Here is an 18393-nt window from a genome sequence, read left to right as displayed (position 1 = left end):
TGCGCCTCGCGGCCGTCCGGCATGGTGCGCCTCGCGGCCTGTCAGTCGGCGTCGGCGTGGCCGAGACGCCAGTAGCCCATGAAGGCCACCGCCCGCCGGTCCAGGCCCCGCTCGGCGACGAGGTGTCGGCGCAGCTTACGGATGACGCCGGCCTCCCCGGCCAGCCACGCGTAGAGCGGCGCCGAGGCCACCTGCTCGGGCACCTCCCACAGGATCTCGGTGTCCACGTCGACGTCCGGGACGGGTTGGGCGGCCGTCGACGCGCCGGGGGTCAGCAGTTCCCCGGCCGCCGCGACGACGGCGGGCACCAGCCGGCTGCCGTACCCGTCGGCGCCCCGGGCCAGCCAGCGGACCTCGACGCCGGGCGGCGCGAGCAGCGGCAGCACGTCGGCGGCGTCGGGCACCTCCAGCACGACTGTGCCCCGGGCGTCGAGGGGGAGCCGCTCGCAGATGCTGCTGATCGCCGGCACGGCGGTCTCGTCCCCGGCCAGCAACAGCGTGCCGCCGGTGGACTGTCGAAACTCGACCCCGCCGTGGTTGCCGTCGAAGCCGGCATCCGGCCCGACCAGGGCGATCTCGTCGCCGACGCTGGCCCGCCGAGCCCAGCGCGTCGCCGGGCCGCTGTCGCCGTGCAGCACCAGATCGACGTCGACCTCGGCCAGGTGCGGACGGACCGCCCGCACCGTGTAGGTGCGTATCGGGTTGCGCAGGTGCTCGGGCAGGGCCCGCCACGTCGCGTACCAGTCCGCGCCGTCCGGCAGGGTCGCCCGGTCCTGACCGGGCAGCGGCAGTGCCAGCTTGATCCGCTGGTCGTAACCGTTGTCGGCGAAGCGGTCCAGGTTCGCCCCGGTGAAGGTCACCCGGGTGAAGGACGGGCTCAGGCGGCGTACGGCCCGGACGGTGACGGCGAACACGCGCCACGGTGCGATGGGCAGGGTCTCGGTCATGGTGCCTCTCTCGACTCGGGCGGCTCTACCGGGTGGTGCTCGCCACGGCGCGGGAGCGCCACAGCAGCCAGACGAAGTACGGGGTGCCGATCATGGCGGTGACCAGGCCGGCGGGGATCTGGGCCGGCGCGATGACCGTCCGACCGAAGGTGTCGGCGATGCTGACCAGCGCCGCGCCGAGCAGGGCGGCCACCGGGAGCACCCGGGAGTGCCGGCCGCCGACGAGCGCCCGCGCGGCGTGCGGGGCGACCAGGCCGACGAAACCGATGACCCCGACGGCCGAGACGGCGGTGGAGGTGAGCAGCGCCGCCGCGCCGAGCGCGATCAGCCGGGTGCGTTCCAGCCGGACGCCCAGCACGCGGGGGGTGTCGTCGTCCAGCGCCATCAGGTCGAGCTCCCGACGGGCGGCGACCACTGCCGGTGTGAGCACCAGCAGGGCGATCAGCACCGGCAGCACCTGGGTGGGCATCCGACCGTAGGTGGAGCCGGACAGCCAGGTCAGCGCCTTCCCGGTGTTCCACGGGTCGAAGGCCACGACCAGGTAGGTGATGACCGCCATGCCGCCCTGCCAGGCCCCGAAACCGATCAGCACCAGTCGGTCGGAGCTCAGTCCGCCGCGCCAGGCCAGGCCGTAGACCAGGGCGAACGCCAGCATCGCGCCGAGCCCGGCGACGCCGGAGACGGCCCACACCCCGGCCAGCGGCACGAAGGTGAGCAGGGAGACCGCGCCGAGCCCGGCGCCGGCGGTGATGCCGAGGATGCCGGGTTCGGCCAGCGGATTGCGGCAGACCGCCTGCACCGTGGTGCCGGCGACCGCGAGCGCCGCGCCGGCCAGGACCGCCGCGGCGACGCGCGGCCACCGCTGGTCCAGCACGAAGGTGTACGCGGGCCCGGTGGTGCCGTTGACCCAGTTGACGACGTCACCGAGCAGCACCCAGGTGTCGCCGGCGAGCATGCCGACCGCCACTGCGCAGACGGTCAGGACGGCAGTGACGGCGACGACGCCGCGGTGGAAGGCGGCGGAGCGGACGGCCGCGTGCCCTCCGGGCGGACGACGGGTGGGGCCGGCGTCGCGGTGCCGGCGGGCCAGCCAGATGAGGATCGCCGCGCCGAACAACGTGGTGACCACGCCGGTGGGGATGTCGACCCCGGCCTGCCCGCCCATCACGGCCCGCAGCAGCACGTCGGAGCCGAGCACGATGATGACCCCGGCGATGCCGGACAACGGCAGCAGCACGCGGTGCCGGTGCACCCCCGGCACCACGGGGGCGAGCAGCCGGACGATCACCGGTGCGCACAGGCCGACGAAGCCGACCGGGCCGGTGAGGGTGACGGCCGCGGCGGAGAGCAGCACTGCCAGCACCATGACGGTGAGCCGGGTGCGCCGCACGTCGAGACCGAGCACCGTGGCGGTGTCGTCGCCGAGGGCGAGGATGTCGAGGCGGTGCCCGAGCAGCACGAGCACGACGGCGGCGCCGACGATCACCGGAGCGAGTTGGGTCAGCGCGGTCAGGTCGCTCTGCACCAGCGAGCCGTTCCCCCAGGCGAACAGCCCGATGGTGGCCTGCTCGAACAGGAGCAGCAGCAGTGTGGTCACCGACCCGAGCGCCAGCGCGGTCGCCGAGCCGGCGAGGATCAGCCGGGTGGTGCCGGCCTGCCCACCGGAGGACATCGCCATCACCAGGCCGGCGGCGGCCAGCCCGCCGCAGAAGGCGAGGCCGCCGGCGGGCAGCGCGGGCAGCGAGACGCCGAACGCGGCGACGGCGACGATCGCCAGGTGGGCGCCCGCGTTGACAGCGAGGGTGTCGGGGGAGGCGAGCGGGTTGCGGGCGATCGACTGCAACGCCGCCCCGGCGAACCCGAGCGCCACGCCGATGGCGAGCCCGGCGAGCAGTCGGGGCAGCCGGGACGCGATCAGGACGCGGGCCGCCTCGTCGTCGGTGCCGGTCGCGAGCCGCAGGAGGTCGAGGGCGCCGACGTTCGAGGTGCCCTGGGTGAGGTGCACCGTGCCGACCACGAGCAGCAGCAGGATCGCGGCGACGAAGACGACGGCGATGCGGGGCACGGCCGGGCGTCCGCCCGGGGCCGGCCGGGTGGCCGGCTCCGGGCGTGGGGGCGCGTTCAGCACGCTCACACCGTGTACGTCTTGACGAGTTCGTCGATGTACTGCTTGCCGGAGAGCGGACCGCCGAAGGTCCAGATGCCGTTGGGCATCTTGTGCAGGTTGCCCTTCTGCACGAAGGGCAGCGACTTCCAGATGGCGTTGCCGGCGAGACCGTCGGCGAACACGTCGTCGCCGTCGGAGGCGTTGTAGAAGAGGTGCGTGTTCGGGTCCTTGAGGACCGTCATGCCCTCGACGTCGGTCTGGCCGAGTCCCCACACCTCATCGGTCTTGCCGGTCCAGGCGTTGGTGAGGCCGAGTTGGATGCCGATCTGGGAGACCAGCGCGCCGGTGCCGAACATCCGGATGCTGACGGTGCTGCCCTCCTTCCAGCCGTCGGCGATGGCGAACGGTCGGCCGGCGGCACCCGCGTCGGCGATCTTCTTCTTGCCGTCGGCGATGGCCGCGTCGAAGTCGGTGAGCAGCTTCTCCGCCTCGGTGGTCTTGCCGACCGCCTTCGCGATCATGTTGAGGTCGGTGCGCATCCGGCCGAGGTTGTCGGTGGCGTCACTGCCCTTGGCGACCACCACTGGCACGAACTTCTCCAGCTGACTGACGATGTTGGCGCCCCGGTCGTCCTCCATCACGACGAGGTCGGGCTGGAGGGCGACGATCGCGTCGACGCTGGGCTCCCCGCGGACCCCGACGTCCTTGACGCCCGGGTCGAGCTTCGCGGAGGTGACCCAGGTGCCGTAGCCCTTGGGGTCGGCGACACCGACGGGCATGACGCCCAGGCTGACCAGCAGCTCGACCTCGCCCCACTCGAGCCCGACGACCTTCGTCGCCGGCGCCTTGAGGGTGATCTCCTTGCCCCGGCTGTCGGTGACGGTGACCGGGCCGCCGGACGCCGAGGCGGAGGTGTCGGGGGCCGCGGCGTTCTCGGTGGTGCCGCAGGCGCCGAGCGTCAGCGCGGCCACGACGGCGATGAGGGCGGTGAAACGGGTACGGGTCATGACGGTCTTTCTCTGCTGTGGATGGGGGTGTTCAGACCAGGGCGCGGATCTGGTGCCGCCCGACCGGGCGGGTGGTGACCAGTCCGCTGACCGGATCGGTGGTCACCTCGATGCGGATCCCGTAGGTCTCGGTGAGGGCGTCCTCGGTGAACACCCTTGCCGGGGTGCCGGTGGCGCGGACCCGGCCCTGCTGCAACAGGACCACCTCGTCCGCCACGGCGGCTGCCTGGTTGAGGTCGTGCAGCACGACGCCGACGGCGACGCCGTGATCGTCCGCGAGGTCACGGACCAGGTCGAGGATCTCCACCTGGTAGCGCAGGTCGAGAAACGTGGTGGGTTCGTCGAGGAGCAGGACCGGGGTGTCCTGGGCGAGGCAGGTGGCCAACCAGACCCGCTGCAACTCGCCCCCGGAGAGTTCGTCGACGGGACGGTCGGCCATCGCGGCGACGCCGGTGACGTCCATGGCGCGTGCGATGGCGGCGGGACCGTCCGGGTCCTCGGTGCGCCAGCGCCCCCGGTAGGGGTGGCGGCCGTAGCCGACGACGTCGCGGACGGTGACTCCGCTGGGCACCGGCCGACTCTGGGCGAGCAGTGTGACCCGCCGGGCGAACTCCCGGGCCGCGAGGCTGGCGGCCGTGACGCCGTCGGCGAGGTGCACGATTCCGGCCTCGATCGGGTGCAGCCGGGCCAGGGCCCGCAGCAGTGTGGACTTGCCGCTGCCGTTGGGCCCGACCAGTGCGGTGACGGCGCCCGCGCGCAGGTTGATCACGGCTCCGTGCACCACCGGCACGCCGTGATAGCCCAGGTGGAGGTCGACGCCGGACAGGCTGCGCTCCCCGTTGACCGACGCCAACTCGTTCTGCATGAGGTTAGGCTAACCTAACCAAATGACGGCCTGTCAAGCCGGTCTCGGGGCGGTGACCGGCCGGGCGGGCCGGTGGTCGTCGGGTCCGTGCGCGCGTGGGGGATGCTGGGTCCGTGCAGATCGCGACCCTCGGCCCACTCGCCGTCGACGGCCAGCCCGTTCGGGGTGAACGGCTCGCGGCGGTGCTCCGCGCGCTCGTCGACGCGCGGGGGCGGGCGGTCTCCGTGAGCCTGCTCGTGGACGCCGTCTGGGACGGCGTGCCACCGGACGACGCGAGCGGCGCCGTCCAGGCGCTCGTGTCCCGGGTACGCCGTCTCGGGCTGCCCGTGGTCGCGGTGCCGGGCGGATACCGGCTGCCCGCCGAGGAGATCACCGTCGACGCGGTCGAGGCGCGCGCGCTCGTCGATCAGGCGGGCACCGTGCTCCGGTGCGGTGACGTCGGTGCCGCCCGCGGCCTGGCCGATCAGGCGCGGGCCCTGTTCCCCGAGGTGCCGGAGTTGGTCAGCGCCGAGGACACCCGCCTGTTCGCGGAGGTCGCCGCGCTGCGCGCGCAGGCGGCACTCGCTGGTGTGGGCCCGTTCGACGAGGTGGACCTGGGCCGACTCGTCGCGCGGACACCGCCGGACGAGCCGTCCGCCGCCCTGCTCGTCCGGGTGCTTGCCGCGCAGGGACGGGAGGCGGAGGCGCTGGAGGTGGTCGAGCGGCTGCGAGCCGAGCTGGCCGACCGCTACGGCACCGACCCGTCGCCCGTGATCACGAGCGTCCACCTGGCGTTGCTGCGCGGTGAACTCACCGCACCGCCCGTCGCGGCGCCGCCCCGGCAACCGGCGCGGATCACGCTGCCCGCCGCGTGGCGTCGCCCCATGGCCGCCCTCGTCGGGCGGGAGCGGGACGTCAAGGCCGTCACCGACGCGCTCGCCGAGACACCCGTCGTGACGATCGTGGCGACCGGAGGGGCGGGCAAGACCCGGCTCGCCGCCGAGGTGGCCAGGCGTACGGCAGCGGGTGGGCGGGCGGTACGCGTGATCGAACTCGCTGGCCTGCGCTCGCCCGACGAGGTGCTGCCCACTGTGCTCGCCGCGCTCGGCGGTGCGGACACCACGGCGACCGGCGGCAACCTGGGTCTGGAACGGCGGGTCCTGAGTCCTGAGGAGCGGCTGCGCGCCGTGGCGCCGGACCTCGACGGGCTGGTGGTGCTGGACAACTGCGAGCACGTGCTCGACGCGGTGGCCGTCGTCGTCGCGGACCTGGTCGCGGCGGCCTCGCCGGAGGTCGCGGTGCTCGCGACGAGCCGCGCCCCACTGGGCCTGGTCGGCGAGCTGGTGCACCGGCTGACCGCGTTGCCGGACGCCGACGCGCTCGCGCTGGTCGAGTCCCGGGCACGGGCCGGTGGTGCCGTGCCGACCTGGGACACCGAGCGGGCGCTCGCCCTGTGCCACCGGCTCGACAACCTGCCGTTGGCCCTCGAACTGGCCGCCGCGCGACTGCGGCACATGCCGATCGACGACGTGCTCGCCGGGCTTACCGACCGGTTCGCGTTGCTCGACGACGCCCTGCGCGGCCTGCCCGAGCGGCACGCGAGCCTGTGGGCGCTCGTCGACTGGAGCAGGGAGCTTCTCGCCGAGGCCGACCGTGACCTGCTCCAGCGGGTAGCGGTCATCCCCGCGCCGTTCACAGCGGACCTCGCCGCCGCCGTCGCACAGGCCCCGGACGTGCGTCGCGGCCTGGCGACCCTCGTCGAACAGTCCCTGTTGACCCTGGTCGAGGGTGACGGTCCGCCGCGCTACCGCATGCTCGAAACGGTCCGTGAGTACGGCGAGGCCCGGCTGGACGCGGCGGGCGAGCGGGACCAGGCCATGGCCGGCCTGGTCAGCTGGGCGCGGGAGCAGGCCGTCGCGCTGGCCGCCCGTTTCATCGGCCCCGGCCAGGTCGAGGCGCTGCACCGTTGCGCCGCCGAGCAGGACAACCTGGTCGCGGGCCTGCGGTGGGCAATGGCAGCTGACGACGAGCCGGCCGCCATCGACGTCGCCACCGCACTGTTCCACCTCTGGTCGGTGCGCGGCCTGCACCTGGAGGTCCTCGCCTGGGCGCGTGGGCTGCTGCACATCGACGACCCGCAGCGGCGGCTGCGGTCGGCGATCCTGCGCGGCGCGGCCAGCGGCCGGCCACTTCCCAACGCCGAACGGCTGGCCTGGACGTGCGTGGTGATCAGCGTGAACGCCGGCGTCAGCGCCGACCTGCGGCCCGCCGTGCTCGCCCGGCGGGCGCTGCGGACGCTGCTGGCCGAACGCCCCGGCGAGGTGTCGTCCCGGCTGACCGCCCTCGCGGCGGCGCTGCCCGGCTTCGACGCGTCCGACGTGGAGCAGAGCCTGAAGAGCGCGACCGAGATGGTCGCGCACCCGGACCCGTACGTGCAGGGGCTGGGGTTTTTCGCGCGCGCGGCGGTACGGGAAAACGGTGGCCTGCCGGAAGCGTCGATCAGCGACGCCGAGCAGGCTTACCACCGCTTCGAGGCCGCCGGCGACCACTGGGGCATGGCGATGGCGGCGGGTGCGGTCGGGCAGTTCCTGGTTCCGGGCGGGGACGCCCGGTCGGCCGAGTGGCTGACCCGCAGCGTCCGGCACATGGAGTTGGTCGGCGCCACGCAGGACGCGCGGTCGATCCGGGTACGGCTGGACGTGCAGCTCGCCCTGACCGGCGACGCGGAGGCGGAGCGGCGACTGGGCGAGACGGCCGCGCTGGGCCAGGCCGAGCAGATCGACGTCGCGCAGGCGCTGCTCGGCCTGGCGCACCTCGCCTGGCAGCGTGAGCGGTACGACGAGGCACTCGCCCACGCCGACGAGGTGACGCGTGTCCTCGCCGGCTGGGTCGGGCCGCAGCCGCAGCCGCGCGTGATGCTCCGCGCCACGGCGGCGATCATCTACCTGCGGGTGGCCCAGGTGGGGCGGGTGTCGGGCACCGACGCCACCGTCCAGGCGACCGCGATGCTGTCGCTCGCCCGCGAGGACGCGCTGACCTCACGGGACCTGCCGGTGATCGGGGCGTGGGCGTCGGGCGGCGCGGAGCTCGCGGCGTACCGGGGTGACGTCGACGCCGCCCGCGAACTGGCAGTACTCGCGAAGCGGATCGGCACCCAGATCGAGATGTTCTTCCCCTTCGAAAACGGCGAACGGCTCAACGCCATCCTCGGGAACGAGGAGCAGCGTGAGCCGTTGCTTGCCGCGTGGCGCGAGCGGCCACCCGCCGCGGCCGTCAGCCGGATCCGCGAGCTGATGGACGACCTGCTCGCCTGACTCAGATCTTCTTGCGATACGCCCGCAGCGCCAGCGGCATGAACACCGCAACGAAGCCGGCGCACCAGGCGAGCGTCCACCACACGTGGTTGCCCAACGGGGTTCCGAGGAACAGCCCGCGTACCGACGCCACCAGGTGGGTCATCGGGTTGACGTCCACGAACGCCTGCATCCAGCCCGGCAGGGTGTCGGCGCCGACGAACACGTTGGACGCGAAGCTCAGCGGCATGATCAACGCGAACATCACACCCTGTACGGCACCCGCGGTCCGCACCTTCATCGAAACCAGCACCGGCAGCCAACTCAGGCAGAGCGCGAACAGCACAGCGAGCAGACACCCGGCGATCGCCCGGAACGGGTCGGTGTCGATCCGGAAACCCATCACGTAGCCGATCGCGAGGGTCGACACGGTGACGATGACGTACCGGACGACATCGCCGAGGACCGCGCCGACCAGTGGGGCGGAGCGAGGGATCGGCAACGACCGGAACCTGTCGAAGATGCCCTTGGCGATGTCGGTGTTGAGGTTGACGCCGATCGCGATGGCGCCGGTCGCGATCGTCTGCGCCAGGATGCCGGGCAGCAGGAACTGAAGGTAGTCGTGGGTCGAGCCGGCGACGGCGCCGCCGAAGACGTACACGAAGATGATGAGGAACAGCACCGGTTGCAGGGTGACGTCGATGAGCGCCTCGGGCGTACGCCAGGTCTTGATGAGGCTGCGCTTGGCGAGCGCCAACGAGTGCCGGACCAGCCGGAACGGCCGAGGGTTCGGCGCGGTTGTCGAGAGTGCGCGGCTTCGCGTGGGCGCGGTGTCGGTCAGAGTGCTCATGCCGCGACCTCCATGGGGCGGGTGGTGTCGTCTTCGGACGCCGTACGCCCGGTGAGGGTGAAGAACACCTCGTCGAGGCTCGGCAGGTGCAGGGAGAGTTCGGTGACCGCGATGCCGGCCGTGGCGAACCGCGCGACGCTCTCGGTCAGGGCCGCGTCGTCGGTGACCGGCACCGCGAGCACGCCCTTGCGGATCTCGTCGGCCTGCGCGCCGGAGCCGACCTGGGTCAGGATCTCCGCGGTGCGGGGCAACTGAGCCGGATCGGACGGCCGAACCTCAAGGGTCTGCCCGCCGACCACCCGCTTGAGCCCTTCGGGGGTGTCGTGGGCGATGACCCGGCCGTGGTCGATCACCGTGATCGCGTCGGCGAGCGCGTCGGCCTCCTCCAGGTACTGGGTGGTCAGCAGCACCGTCGAACCGTTGTTGACAAGCGTTCGGACCACGTCCCACATGTCCTCGCGCTTGGCCGGGTCGAGCCCTGTCGTCGGCTCGTCCAGGAAGATCACGTCGGGGGAGCCGACCAGGCTGGCGGCCAGGTCCAGCCGTCGCCGCATGCCCCCGGAGTAGGTCTTGGCCTGACGGTTCGCGGCATCGGTCAGGTCGAACCAGTCGAGCAGTTCGGCGGCCCGTCGCCGGGCGCCGGCGCGCCCCAGCTCCAGCAGGGTGCCGAAAAGCTCCAGGTTCTGCCGCCCGGTCAGGTCCTCGTCGACCGAGGCGTACTGGCCGGTGAGGCCGATACTCTGCCGAACGCGTTCGGCGTCCCGTACCACGTCGAAACCGCTGATTCGGGCGGTCCCGCCGTCGGGGGTGAGCAGGGTGGAGAGGATGCGCACGGCGGTGGTCTTGCCGGCGCCGTTGGGCCCGAGCACCCCGAGCACCGTCCCGCGGGGCACGGCGAGGTCCACGCCCTGAAGCGCCCTCGTCTTCCCGAACGTCTTCACGAGGCCCTCGGCCTCGATCACCAGGTCATCTGTCATGGGCCCAGTCTGTGCGGGCCCGCTGACACCGCCCCGACACGCCACCGACACCGGCTGACACGGGCTGACACCGGGGCCGAGAGGGAAGGGCGGCCAGGGTGTGCACATCCACACCGACGGTCGGCGTCACGATATGCTGGCCACGGCAGAGCGCCTGCCAGCGCCCGATGTGGTGGCCCACGCCTGACCGCATGCTTGGGGCCAAGAGTCTCCGACTCCGCGCCGATCTGTCGACTCTCGGCGTGCCGGCCACGCCGCCCGTTCGGTGGAGTGCGTGGGGCTGCACCGGAGGCGTCATGTCTGATCCCACCCCCCGACGGACCCCGGCCCCGGGACGCGCCCGCAAGCGCGCCATCCGGGAGCACGCAGCCCGGGCCGGCGTTGCCTACTCGGAGGCGGCCCGGCAGCTCGAGTCGGTCGGCCTCCGGCCCGGCGAAACCCTTTCCAGGTACGGGCGGACGATCTATCCGATCGGGTTCGACCCGCATCGCCAACTACTCGTCGAACGCCGTGAGCGGCGGTCGTTCGAGGAGCGGGTGTCGGACACCAGGCGAGCCGCTGCCCTGCCTCATGGCCGCGCGCAGCACCTCGTCGAGCGGTTCCCGCCCAGCCGTGGGCGTACCGGCAGCGGGGTGGGCTCGCTCTATCACGGCGAGGGCCGCGAGGAACTGCTCGCGATGCTGTACATCGTGATCGTGGTCGAGTCGCCAGGGTTGCTGCCCGAGGTGGGGGACCTCGCCTGGATCGCGGAACTCGGCGAGGACACCGCACTCGACACGGCCTGCGCCGACGTCGACCGCGAGGCCCGCCGCCTGCTCGACCAGGAGCCACTGGCCCTCTGGTCGCGCATCCGGAACGCGCTGACAGTTGCCGAACGCAGCGTGGACGGGCAGGTCCGCCAGGAGGCGATCAGGCAGACCGCGCTGTTGAGCACGATGATGACGCCGCGTCTGGGTTACGCGGGCGAGCCGTACGTTCCGGGGCTGCCCGTCGCCGGTGCCCGGCAGATCCTCGACGCGCTGCTCATCGTCGCCGACGACGGACACGCGCCGGGCACCCGGGTACGCCTGCTCACGCAGCCGCACCACTCGCGGTCGGCCACGATCGTCGGTGCCCGGTGGGGTTCGTCCGGTCCGCCGGTGGGCTATCTCGTGTGGCTCGACGGGGCAACGGCGCCGCTGTCGGCCCGCCCCGACGACCTGATTGTCCTGGCCGACCAGGAGACGCTTCCTCGGTGAGCGAGGGCCCGACGGCAGTGACTGGTACGCACTGGGTCGGGGCCACACTTTCCAGGTTCGCGTGGCTGCTGTGCTAACTGAGGTGGATCAGATAGTCCAGCTCAACTCGGTCGGACCGCATCACGATGTGCGCGACCTCGGCCACCCAGTCGTTCACGTAGGTCTGTCTGGTGATGACGATGACGGGCACTCCACCAGGGATGCGCAGCGCCTCGGCCTCGTCCGGGGTCGGCATTCGCCAGGCGGGACGTTCACGAATGCTGGTGACGGTGTGCCCAAGGCTGTAGAGCTGCGACGTGTTGCCACCGGGCCAAGGCTCCTTCTCCGGGTCGGCCACCGGGGTGCCGGCGACCATGTCCAGCAACAGGCGTGAGATGGACATCTGCTGTGGAACGCCGTGGGTACGGAAGAGGAGGTGACGCTCAAGCAGCATCGTTCCTGGCTCCACGTTGAACAGTTCGGCTACCGCCTGACTGGCTGGCACCTCCCGGAAGTCCGTATCTACGCTGTAGGCCGACCATGTCACCCGCTGATCAACCGTGAATGACGTGCCGAGCTCTCCGCTACGGACCTGCTCCAGTTCTTTGCGGTACCGCTCTGAGGCCACCCGGCGCACCGGCACGATCGGACGCGCGTAGGTGCCACGTCCTACCTCCGTCAGCACCAAGCCCTCCGAACGCAGCAACGCCAAAGCTTCACGAACGGTTCCACGGGCGACTGAGAATTCAGCCATCAACGTCGACTCGCTGGGCAGCAAGGAACCAGGTGGGATCACGCCAGCTTCGATGCGGCGGCGTAGCTCGTCGGCCACCTGACGGTATCGACGGGGCTGCTGGTGCGGGGTAGGCACGTTCGTCACCGTACTCCCGATCTTCCTGAGACTTCCTCCGTGCCGCGACACGACATCAACCTGTCTAGACAGGTTGCACAGACAGGTCATACCGTGGCAGCGAGACCGGCACGCAGAGTGATCTAGGGGTAGGCACCCGTGCCGGTCTCTCAACATCGAGGGAAGGCCCGCGTGCACGGATGGAAGTGGTTCCAGAGACCTGACGAGCCGCAAGCACCGAAACCACCAGAGCGGCCGGCATGATGCTCGAGCAGCCTCGCCCGGAACCCCCGTTCACCGTGATCATGGCTGGCTTTGTCGTCGACCTGCACAATCGCGCCACCTGCCCGCGCTGCCAGCCCGATGGCTGCCCGAAGCTGAGGGCTGCCGGGCTGGCGCTGAAGGTGTGGCGTGCGAGGAAGCCGCATGAAGACAGGTGACATGCTGCGGCTGGACCAAGCTGTCAGCGTTCAGTTCATGCAACCCATCACCGTACGAGTCATCAGGGTTCTCGACTGGATCACCTACGACGGATGGGTCTGGATCGACTGCTACCAACTCGGCCCGACCGGTGGCGCCGTCGCGCGACGCTCGCTGTTCATTCAGCCGGCGCACGTGCAGTACGTACCGCCTGCGCTGTTCGAAGGGTGCCAGGCACCACGGACATGGGCCGGCCGGGCTCCCTCGCGGGGAGCCCGGCCGGTGCGGTCGACGCCGTCGTAGAGCTGTCCGGAGCGCAGCGGGGGGAGGTGCTGCGGCGGGAGAGGTACGGACGGCGTGACCGCGCTCCGCGCGGTGGTCCACCTGCTCAGCTCGGTAGGCGGCCCCGCGTGGAGACGAAGTGGTACGACATGACGGCGAACCCGGGGTCACGGAGCAGCCGTCGGAAGGCGTGCAGTTGCTGGGGCGACAGCCCGGCGGCCAGCAGGTCCGGTTCCAACTGGCGGGAGTTGGTCTCGTAGAGCGATGTTCCGGTCGACCCGCCGGCCCAGCTCTGCGAGTGGGTGATGGTGTCCAGGTCGGTCAGACCGGCGAGGGCCATCTCGGTGTGGACGTCCTGCGCCCAGCCCAGGTCGGCGCCGTGGTCCTCCAGGACACCCATCATGGCGTCCATGACCTGCGCGAAGAGCTTCGCGGCGTCGTCGCTGGGCGCGGTCAGCACCCGCTGCGGCGCGGTGCAGTCGAACTCCTCGACCACCAGCCACCCGCCGGGGGCCAGCGCGCCGGTGAGCGTGCGCAGGACCCGTCGTCGATCGGGGAGGTGCAGCAGCACCAGTCGGGCGTGGATCAGGTCGAACGCGTCCCCGGGTGGCGGTTCGGTGCGCACGTCGTGCTGGCGTACGTGCAGGTTGCCCTCGGCCACGAGGTGGGTGGGGTCGATGTCGGTGGCCAGTACGTGCCCGTCGTCGCCGACCGCGCGGGCCATCCGCCGGGCCATCGATCCGCCACCGGCCCCGACCTCCCAGCAGGTCGCGCCCGGCTCCAGCACCGGGCGGGCCAGCCGACGCGTCGTGATCGGATCCAGGAAGGACTCCAGCGCGTGCATCTGGGGAACGGCGTCCGGTGCGCCGTTGTCGAACGTGTACGTGTCGTCGCTCGTAGCGGTTGTCATCGGTGTCTACCTCTCCGTGAAGGGTCGGGTGACTACGGGGTGTCGGCCCAGAGCCGAGGGGTCGGTCGGTTGGCCGGGGAGGGCGCGACGGCGGCGACGCTCAACATCGCCGCCAGTGGGGCCGGGTCGCGGCGGGCCTCAGCGGTCGGCCGGTCGTAGACGACCCGGCCGTACTCCAGCACCGCCACCCGGTCCGCGAGCTCAATGGCGTGCTGGAGTTGCTGCTCCACGAGCAGCACGGTGAGGCCGTCGGCGGCGAGACCGTTGACGAGTTCACGAACCCGCGCCGCCAGATCGGGGGAGAGCCCCTCACATGGTTCGTCGAGCAGCAGCACCCGGGGTTGGCCGAGCAGCGCACGGGCTATCGCCAGCATCTGCTGCTCACCGCCGGAGAGTTCGCAGCCGCGGTGTCGCAGCCGCACCGCCAACCTCGGCAGCAGTTCCAGGGTTCGGGCGACAGTCCAGCCCTCGCCGCCCGAGGTGGGGGCCCGCCACGGCGCGGCCGCCAGGTGCAGGTGTTCGGCCACCGTCAACCGGGAGAAGACCCGTCGGCCCTGCGGCACGAGACCGACGCCGGTTTGGGCGATGCGATGCGGTTGCCGGCCGGCGACGTGCACGCCGCCGATCTCGATGCGACCGCTGGACGCTCGCACCAGCCCGGCGATGGTGTGCACGAGCGTGCTCTTGCCCGCCCCGTTGCGGCCCACCACGGCCTGGATGCTGCCCGGGCGTACCCGCAGGCTGACCTCGTGCAGGACGATTCCCCCGCCGTAGCCGGCGCAGAGACGATCGACAGTGAGCATCAGGCCACCCCGTCGGCGTAGGCCTGCCGCACCAGCGGCGAGGTACGGATCTCGTCCGGTGTGCCGGCGGCCAACGTCTGACCGTCGCGCAGCACCGTGACCGTGTCGGAGAGGGCGTACACCAGGTCCAGTCGGTGTTCGACGAGCAACACGGCGACCGCCCGGGGCAGCGCCTGGAGCAACTCGACAAGCCGGCCGACCTCGATGGCGGACAGCCCAGCCGCCGGTTCGTCGAGGAGCAGCAGGCGGGGGCGACCGGCCAGGGCCATGGCGATCTCCAACTGGCGTCGTTGTCCGTGCGCGAGGTGCCCGGCGGGCACCGCCGCGACGGCGGTGAGCCCCATCTGGTCCAGCAGCGGGCCGGCCAGGCGTTGCGCGGCGCGACGGCGTCCGCCCGGCCACCACCGGCGGTCGGGGACGACCCGGGGCAGCGCGGCCACCACGACGTTCTCCGTCGCGGTGAGCGTTGAAAAGACAGCGGGTCGTTGGTGGATGCGGTTGATGCCCCGCCGGGCCCGGGCCGCCGGGCCGAGTCGACCGACGTCCCGTCCGTCGAACCGCACCCTGCCGCGTTGTGGTTTGGTGGACCCGCCGAGCACGTTGAGTAGAGTCGTCTTGCCGGCCCCGTTCGGGCCGATCAACGCGTGTCGCTGGCCGTCGTGGATGCGCAGGTCCACGCCGTCGAGTGCGGCGAGCGAGCCGTACCGCACGCTGATCCCCCGGGCTTCCAGCAGGCCGGTCATCGGTGCAGCTCCGCAACGGTGCTCTGATCATGGGCGGCCGGCGGGTCTTGCTGTAGCGCCGGGGCGACCGGCAGGCGCAGCCGACCCCGGGCCCGGTTGACGCCGGTGGGCAGCAGGTAGACCGTCGCCACGAACAGCGCGCCCAGCACCAGTGGCGCGTGGCCGGGCAGCAGCCCGAACAGCCAGTCCCGGACGGCGATGACCAACGCCGCGCCCACCAGGGCGCCACCCACTGAGGCGGTGCCACCGATGACGACACCGAGCAGCAGCAACGCGGACGTGTCGAAGCCGAAGTCGGCGGGGGAGATGTACTGCTGGGCGACGACCAGGAGCGAGCCGGCGGCACCGGCGATCGCCCCGGCGGCGATGTGCGCGCCGGACAGGTGCACCGCCACCCGGTGTCCGCTGGCCCGCAGCCGCGTCTCGTCGTCGCGGCCGGCACGCAGCACCAACCCGGCCCGGGTACGCAGCAGCAGCAGCACCGCGCCGACCAGCGTGGCCACGACGACCAGGGCGTACAGGTAACGGGCCTGATCGCTGGCCAGGGCCGGGAGCCCCCAGAACGGGCGGACCGCGGGGATGCCGGCCAGCCCGTCAGTGCCACCGGTCACCGACCGCCACCGCCCCAGGACGATGACGACGAGTTCACCGATCGCCAGGGTGATCATCAGGACGATCACCCCTCGGGCGTGCACGACGAGCGGCACTGTGAGCGCGGCCAGCAGCGCCCCGGCGCCCGCCGCGACGACGAGCTGCACGACACCGACGTCGGAGACTCGGCTGCCGACCACGGCGCAGGCGTAGGCGCCCGCCGCGTACGGTGCGGTCTGGCCGAGGGTGGGCATGCCGGCGACGCCGGTGAGCAGGGCCACGCTCACCCCGACCAGTGCCAGCGCCAGCGTCCGGGCGAGGATCGCCGTGGTGTAGTCGTCGACCACCCAGGGCGCCACGACCAGGCCGACCAGGACGAGTGCCGCGATGCCGCCCCGAACTCGCCGGATCACCTCGCCCCTCATGCCGCCCTCCACCTGCCGGCCAGGCCACGTGCCCGCACGGCCAGCACGGCCGCCATCGCGGCGAACAGCAGAAACGGCGCGGCGGACGGCAGCAGCGCCACTCCCAGCGTCTGGATCTCGCCGATCGCGAGCGCGGCCAGCAGGGTGCCCGCCATCGACCCGAGACCACCGAGGACGACCACCACCAGGGAGAGCAGGAGCACCGTGTCGGCGGTGCCCGTGCCGGGGCCGATGATGGGCGCGCCCAGGACACCGGCCGCGCCGGCCAGCGCACCGGCGGCGGCGAGCACACCGGCCCGGATCCGCGCCGGACTCACGCCCAGACAGGCGACCATCTCCGGGTCGTCGACGGCCGCCCGGACCAGCATCCCGGCCCTGGTGCGTCGCACCACCAGGTAGAGGGCGGCGGCGAGCACCGCGGCGACGACGATGAACACCAACCGGTACGCGGCGTAGCGGTGACCGGCGACCATCACCGACCCCTCCAGGGCTGCGGGCACCTGGACCTGCGGGTTGTCGGGCCCGAAGCCGGCGACGAGCAGGCTGCCGCCGGCCAGCGCCACCCCGAACGTCAGCAGCGCCTGACTCAGGTGATTGCCGGTGGCGACCGGTGTGAGCAGGCCGGCCAGGAGCACCCCGGTCGCTGCGGCGGCCAGCACACCGACGGCGAGGGCCAATGCCAGGCTCGCCCAGCCGCCGTCGAGCAGCGCCGCGGCGGTGTACCCGCCGATCGCGTAGAGCAGGCCGTGCGCCAGGTTGAGGATGTTGGCGACGCCGAAACAGAAGACCAGGCCCGACGCGGCGACGAACACGAGCAGCCCGTAGGCGACTCCGTCCAACGCCGGGATCAGGTACGGGTCGATCCGGTTCGTGCCGGCCGCCACCGCTATCACCGGCCGACGGTCGCGAGGTCACCCACGACGGTGTTGGACAGCGCCCGGCCGTCCTGGCGGACCTGCCGCAGGTACCACTTCTGCACGGGGGAGTGCGTGGTGGTGGAGAACTGCCAGGTGCCGCGCGGGCTGGCGATCTGGCCGAGTTGGCCGATGGCCGTGTTGATGGCCTCGGGGGTCGGGTTGCTTCCGGCGGCGCCGATCGCCCGGTCCAGCACCGCCGCCGCGTCGTACGAGGCGAGCGCGTAGGTCGTCGGCGAACCGTCGTGCTTCGCCTTCCACGCGGCGACGAAGGCCCGGTTCTCCGCGTTGTCGAGGTCGGGCGAGTAGTTGAGCACCGAGTAGATGTCCCGGGCGGCCTCGCCCTGCGCGTTGAGCACGCCGCCCTCGGTGAGGAACCCGGCCGCGTACAACGGAATGTCCTTGATCTCGGACTGCGCGTACTGCTTGACGAAGTCGACGGCCGCGCTGCCGGCGTAGAAGGTGTAGACGGCCGCCGCGCCGGATGCCTTGATGCGGGCGAAGTACGGCAGGAAGTTGGTGGTGGCCGGGAACGGCGTGAAGGTCGTCTTGCCGTCGGCGTTCGCGAGCTTCCCGCCGATCTTGCCGAACGCGTCGGTGAAGCCGCGCAGCTCGTCCCAACCGCCCTGATAGTCCGGGCCGATCGCGTACACGGAGCCCTTCACGTTGTCGCGGACGTGCTGGGCGATCGCCGCCCCGGGCTCGTCGGAGAGGTACGAGGTGTGCCAGACCCGGGAGACGTCCTTGAGTTCCGGCCGGCCGTTGGAGCCGACCAGTGGCACCTTGGTCTCGTTGAGCACGGGGGTGACCCCGGCGACCGAGCCGCCACCGACGATGCCGGTGAGCGCAGACACCCGGTCCTGCTTGAGCAGCTTGGTCGCCGCCGGGACGGCGGTCTGGGCGCCGTTGCCCTCGTCCGCGACGACGAGGTCGACCTGCCGGCCGCCCAACTTGCCGTCGTGGGTGTCCAGGTAGAGCTGGAAGCCGTCGCGGATCTCCGTACCGACCGCCTGGTACGTCCCGGACAGCGACGCGAGCAGGCCGATCTTTATCGAGCCGCCGGCGCTCGTGCCCGGGGCGTCGTCGCCGCAGGCCGTGCTGGTGGTCAGCACGGCGGCGAGCAGCGCGGCGGTGAGGGCACGGCTGCGCCAAGGCGTGGTGAGAGGCATGTCTGACTCCAGAGGAAGGGGAAGGGGTCTCCGGCGTGGGGGCG

17 protein-coding genes are annotated in these 18393 nt (G+C 72.1%); 4 read left to right on the top strand and 13 right to left on the bottom strand.

Translation table 11 applies throughout. From position 1 onward, the window contains the following. Nucleotides 1-41: 41 nt before the first annotated feature. The 4 genes from OG598_RS14185 to OG598_RS14170 are packed head-to-tail and all read right to left on the bottom strand — an operon-like array spanning nt 42 to nt 4926. On the bottom strand, nt 42-947 hold the full coding sequence (locus OG598_RS14185; protein WP_328654872.1) for a siderophore-interacting protein: 906 nt from the start codon (nt 945-947) through the stop codon (nt 42-44). Between the two features lie 25 nt (nt 948-972). Further along, nucleotides 973-3072: an iron ABC transporter permease gene (locus OG598_RS14180; protein ID WP_328655332.1), complete on the bottom strand. Its 2100-nt coding sequence runs from the start codon at nt 3070-3072 to the stop codon at nt 973-975. Nucleotides 3073-3077: 5 nt separating this feature from the next. Beyond that, nucleotides 3078-4061 carry an ABC transporter substrate-binding protein gene (locus tag OG598_RS14175; protein ID WP_328654871.1) on the bottom strand — a complete coding sequence of 328 codons (984 nt, stop codon included), beginning with the start codon at nt 4059-4061 and terminating at the stop codon, nt 3078-3080. Nucleotides 4062-4092: 31 nt separating this feature from the next. After that, nucleotides 4093-4926: an ABC transporter ATP-binding protein gene (locus OG598_RS14170; RefSeq protein ID WP_328654870.1), complete on the bottom strand. Its 834-nt coding sequence runs from the start codon at nt 4924-4926 to the stop codon at nt 4093-4095. Between the two features lie 113 nt (nt 4927-5039). Between OG598_RS14170 and OG598_RS14165 the strand changes: the two genes are divergently transcribed. Further along, a complete protein-coding gene (locus OG598_RS14165) occupies nt 5040-8219 on the top strand; it encodes a BTAD domain-containing putative transcriptional regulator (RefSeq protein WP_328654869.1) in 3180 nt (1059 codons plus the stop codon). A 1-nt stretch (nt 8220) separates the two neighbouring features. Here OG598_RS14165 and OG598_RS14160 read toward each other — a convergent pair whose 3' ends face one another. Together OG598_RS14160 and OG598_RS14155 are read right to left on the bottom strand one after the other, a co-directional pair. Further along, nucleotides 8221-9048 (bottom strand): ABC transporter permease, encoded by an 828-nt coding sequence (locus OG598_RS14160; protein ID WP_124822795.1) that lies wholly within the window; start codon nt 9046-9048, stop codon nt 8221-8223. After that, nucleotides 9045-10025, bottom strand: coding sequence for an ATP-binding cassette domain-containing protein (locus OG598_RS14155; protein WP_328654868.1), 981 nt, complete (start codon nt 10023-10025; stop codon nt 9045-9047). The genes OG598_RS14160 and OG598_RS14155 overlap by 4 nt, the downstream gene beginning before the upstream one ends. A 296-nt stretch (nt 10026-10321) precedes the next feature. On the opposite strand from OG598_RS14155, the gene OG598_RS14150 reads away from it, so the two are divergent. After that, nucleotides 10322-11263: a hypothetical protein gene (locus OG598_RS14150; protein ID WP_328654867.1), complete on the top strand. Its 942-nt coding sequence runs from the start codon at nt 10322-10324 to the stop codon at nt 11261-11263. A gap of 73 nt (nt 11264-11336) precedes the next feature. Here the strand turns inward: OG598_RS14150 and OG598_RS14145 are convergent, their stop codons facing one another. Beyond that, on the bottom strand, nt 11337-12074 hold the full coding sequence (locus tag OG598_RS14145) for a GntR family transcriptional regulator (RefSeq protein WP_328654866.1): 738 nt from the start codon (nt 12072-12074) through the stop codon (nt 11337-11339). Nucleotides 12075-12352: 278 nt separating this feature from the next. On the opposite strand from OG598_RS14145, the gene OG598_RS14140 reads away from it, so the two are divergent. Together OG598_RS14140 and OG598_RS14135 are read left to right on the top strand one after the other, a co-directional pair. Beyond that, a complete protein-coding gene (locus OG598_RS14140) occupies nt 12353-12532 on the top strand; it encodes a hypothetical protein (RefSeq protein WP_328654865.1) in 180 nt (59 codons plus the stop codon). Then, on the top strand, nt 12519-12815 hold the full coding sequence (locus tag OG598_RS14135; RefSeq protein WP_328654864.1) for a hypothetical protein: 297 nt from the start codon (nt 12519-12521) through the stop codon (nt 12813-12815). Before OG598_RS14140 ends, OG598_RS14135 begins: the two co-directional genes overlap by 14 nt. A gap of 85 nt (nt 12816-12900) precedes the next feature. Here the strand turns inward: OG598_RS14135 and OG598_RS14130 are convergent, their stop codons facing one another. From OG598_RS14130 to OG598_RS14105, 6 genes are read right to left on the bottom strand one after another with little or no spacing between them, the layout of a single operon-like run. After that, nucleotides 12901-13704, bottom strand: coding sequence for a methyltransferase domain-containing protein (locus OG598_RS14130; RefSeq protein WP_328654863.1), 804 nt, complete (start codon nt 13702-13704; stop codon nt 12901-12903). Between the two features lie 32 nt (nt 13705-13736). After that, on the bottom strand, nt 13737-14507 hold the full coding sequence (locus tag OG598_RS14125; RefSeq protein ID WP_328654862.1) for an ABC transporter ATP-binding protein: 771 nt from the start codon (nt 14505-14507) through the stop codon (nt 13737-13739). After that, complete coding sequence (locus tag OG598_RS14120; protein WP_328654861.1) at nt 14507-15250, bottom strand: ABC transporter ATP-binding protein; 744 nt, start codon at nt 15248-15250, stop codon at nt 14507-14509. The genes OG598_RS14125 and OG598_RS14120 overlap by 1 nt, the downstream gene beginning before the upstream one ends. Next, nucleotides 15247-16266 carry a branched-chain amino acid ABC transporter permease gene (locus OG598_RS14115; RefSeq protein ID WP_328654860.1) on the bottom strand — a complete coding sequence of 340 codons (1020 nt, stop codon included), beginning with the start codon at nt 16264-16266 and terminating at the stop codon, nt 15247-15249. The genes OG598_RS14120 and OG598_RS14115 overlap by 4 nt, the downstream gene beginning before the upstream one ends. Beyond that, nucleotides 16263-17159, bottom strand: coding sequence for a branched-chain amino acid ABC transporter permease (locus OG598_RS14110; RefSeq protein WP_328654859.1), 897 nt, complete (start codon nt 17157-17159; stop codon nt 16263-16265). Before OG598_RS14110 ends, OG598_RS14115 begins: the two co-directional genes overlap by 4 nt. After that, complete coding sequence (locus OG598_RS14105; protein ID WP_328654858.1) at nt 17156-18349, bottom strand: ABC transporter substrate-binding protein; 1194 nt, start codon at nt 18347-18349, stop codon at nt 17156-17158. The genes OG598_RS14110 and OG598_RS14105 overlap by 4 nt, the downstream gene beginning before the upstream one ends. Nucleotides 18350-18393: the final 44 nt, after the last annotated feature.

Origin of the sequence: Micromonospora sp. NBC_00330 (assembly GCF_036136635.1) — a bacterium.
Lineage (GTDB): Bacteria > Actinomycetota > Actinomycetes > Mycobacteriales > Micromonosporaceae > Micromonospora > Micromonospora salmantinae.
Note: the sequence above shows the minus strand (reverse complement) of the source record. Positions and strands in the feature narration are given on the sequence as shown.

What these genes read in the sequence shown, in the direction of transcription:
- OG598_RS14185 (WP_328654872.1), bottom strand. Translation starts at nt 947, where the DNA reads ATGACCGAGACCCTGCCCATCGCACCGTGGCGCGTGTTCGCCGTCACC.
- OG598_RS14175 (WP_328654871.1), bottom strand. Translation starts at nt 4,061, where the DNA reads ATGACCCGTACCCGTTTCACCGCCCTCATCGCCGTCGTGGCCGCGCTG.
- OG598_RS14170 (WP_328654870.1), bottom strand. Translation starts at nt 4,926, where the DNA reads ATGCAGAACGAGTTGGCGTCGGTCAACGGGGAGCGCAGCCTGTCCGGC.
- OG598_RS14160 (WP_124822795.1), bottom strand. Translation starts at nt 9,048, where the DNA reads ATGAGCACTCTGACCGACACCGCGCCCACGCGAAGCCGCGCACTCTCG.
- OG598_RS14155 (WP_328654868.1), bottom strand. Translation starts at nt 10,025, where the DNA reads ATGACAGATGACCTGGTGATCGAGGCCGAGGGCCTCGTGAAGACGTTC.
- OG598_RS14150 (WP_328654867.1), top strand. Translation starts at nt 10,322, where the DNA reads ATGTCTGATCCCACCCCCCGACGGACCCCGGCCCCGGGACGCGCCCGC.
- OG598_RS14140 (WP_328654865.1), top strand. Translation starts at nt 12,353, where the DNA reads ATGATGCTCGAGCAGCCTCGCCCGGAACCCCCGTTCACCGTGATCATG.
- OG598_RS14135 (WP_328654864.1), top strand. Translation starts at nt 12,519, where the DNA reads ATGAAGACAGGTGACATGCTGCGGCTGGACCAAGCTGTCAGCGTTCAG.
- OG598_RS14130 (WP_328654863.1), bottom strand. Translation starts at nt 13,704, where the DNA reads ATGACAACCGCTACGAGCGACGACACGTACACGTTCGACAACGGCGCA.
- OG598_RS14125 (WP_328654862.1), bottom strand. Translation starts at nt 14,507, where the DNA reads ATGCTCACTGTCGATCGTCTCTGCGCCGGCTACGGCGGGGGAATCGTC.
- OG598_RS14120 (WP_328654861.1), bottom strand. Translation starts at nt 15,250, where the DNA reads ATGACCGGCCTGCTGGAAGCCCGGGGGATCAGCGTGCGGTACGGCTCG.
- OG598_RS14115 (WP_328654860.1), bottom strand. Translation starts at nt 16,266, where the DNA reads ATGAGGGGCGAGGTGATCCGGCGAGTTCGGGGCGGCATCGCGGCACTC.
- OG598_RS14105 (WP_328654858.1), bottom strand. Translation starts at nt 18,349, where the DNA reads ATGCCTCTCACCACGCCTTGGCGCAGCCGTGCCCTCACCGCCGCGCTG.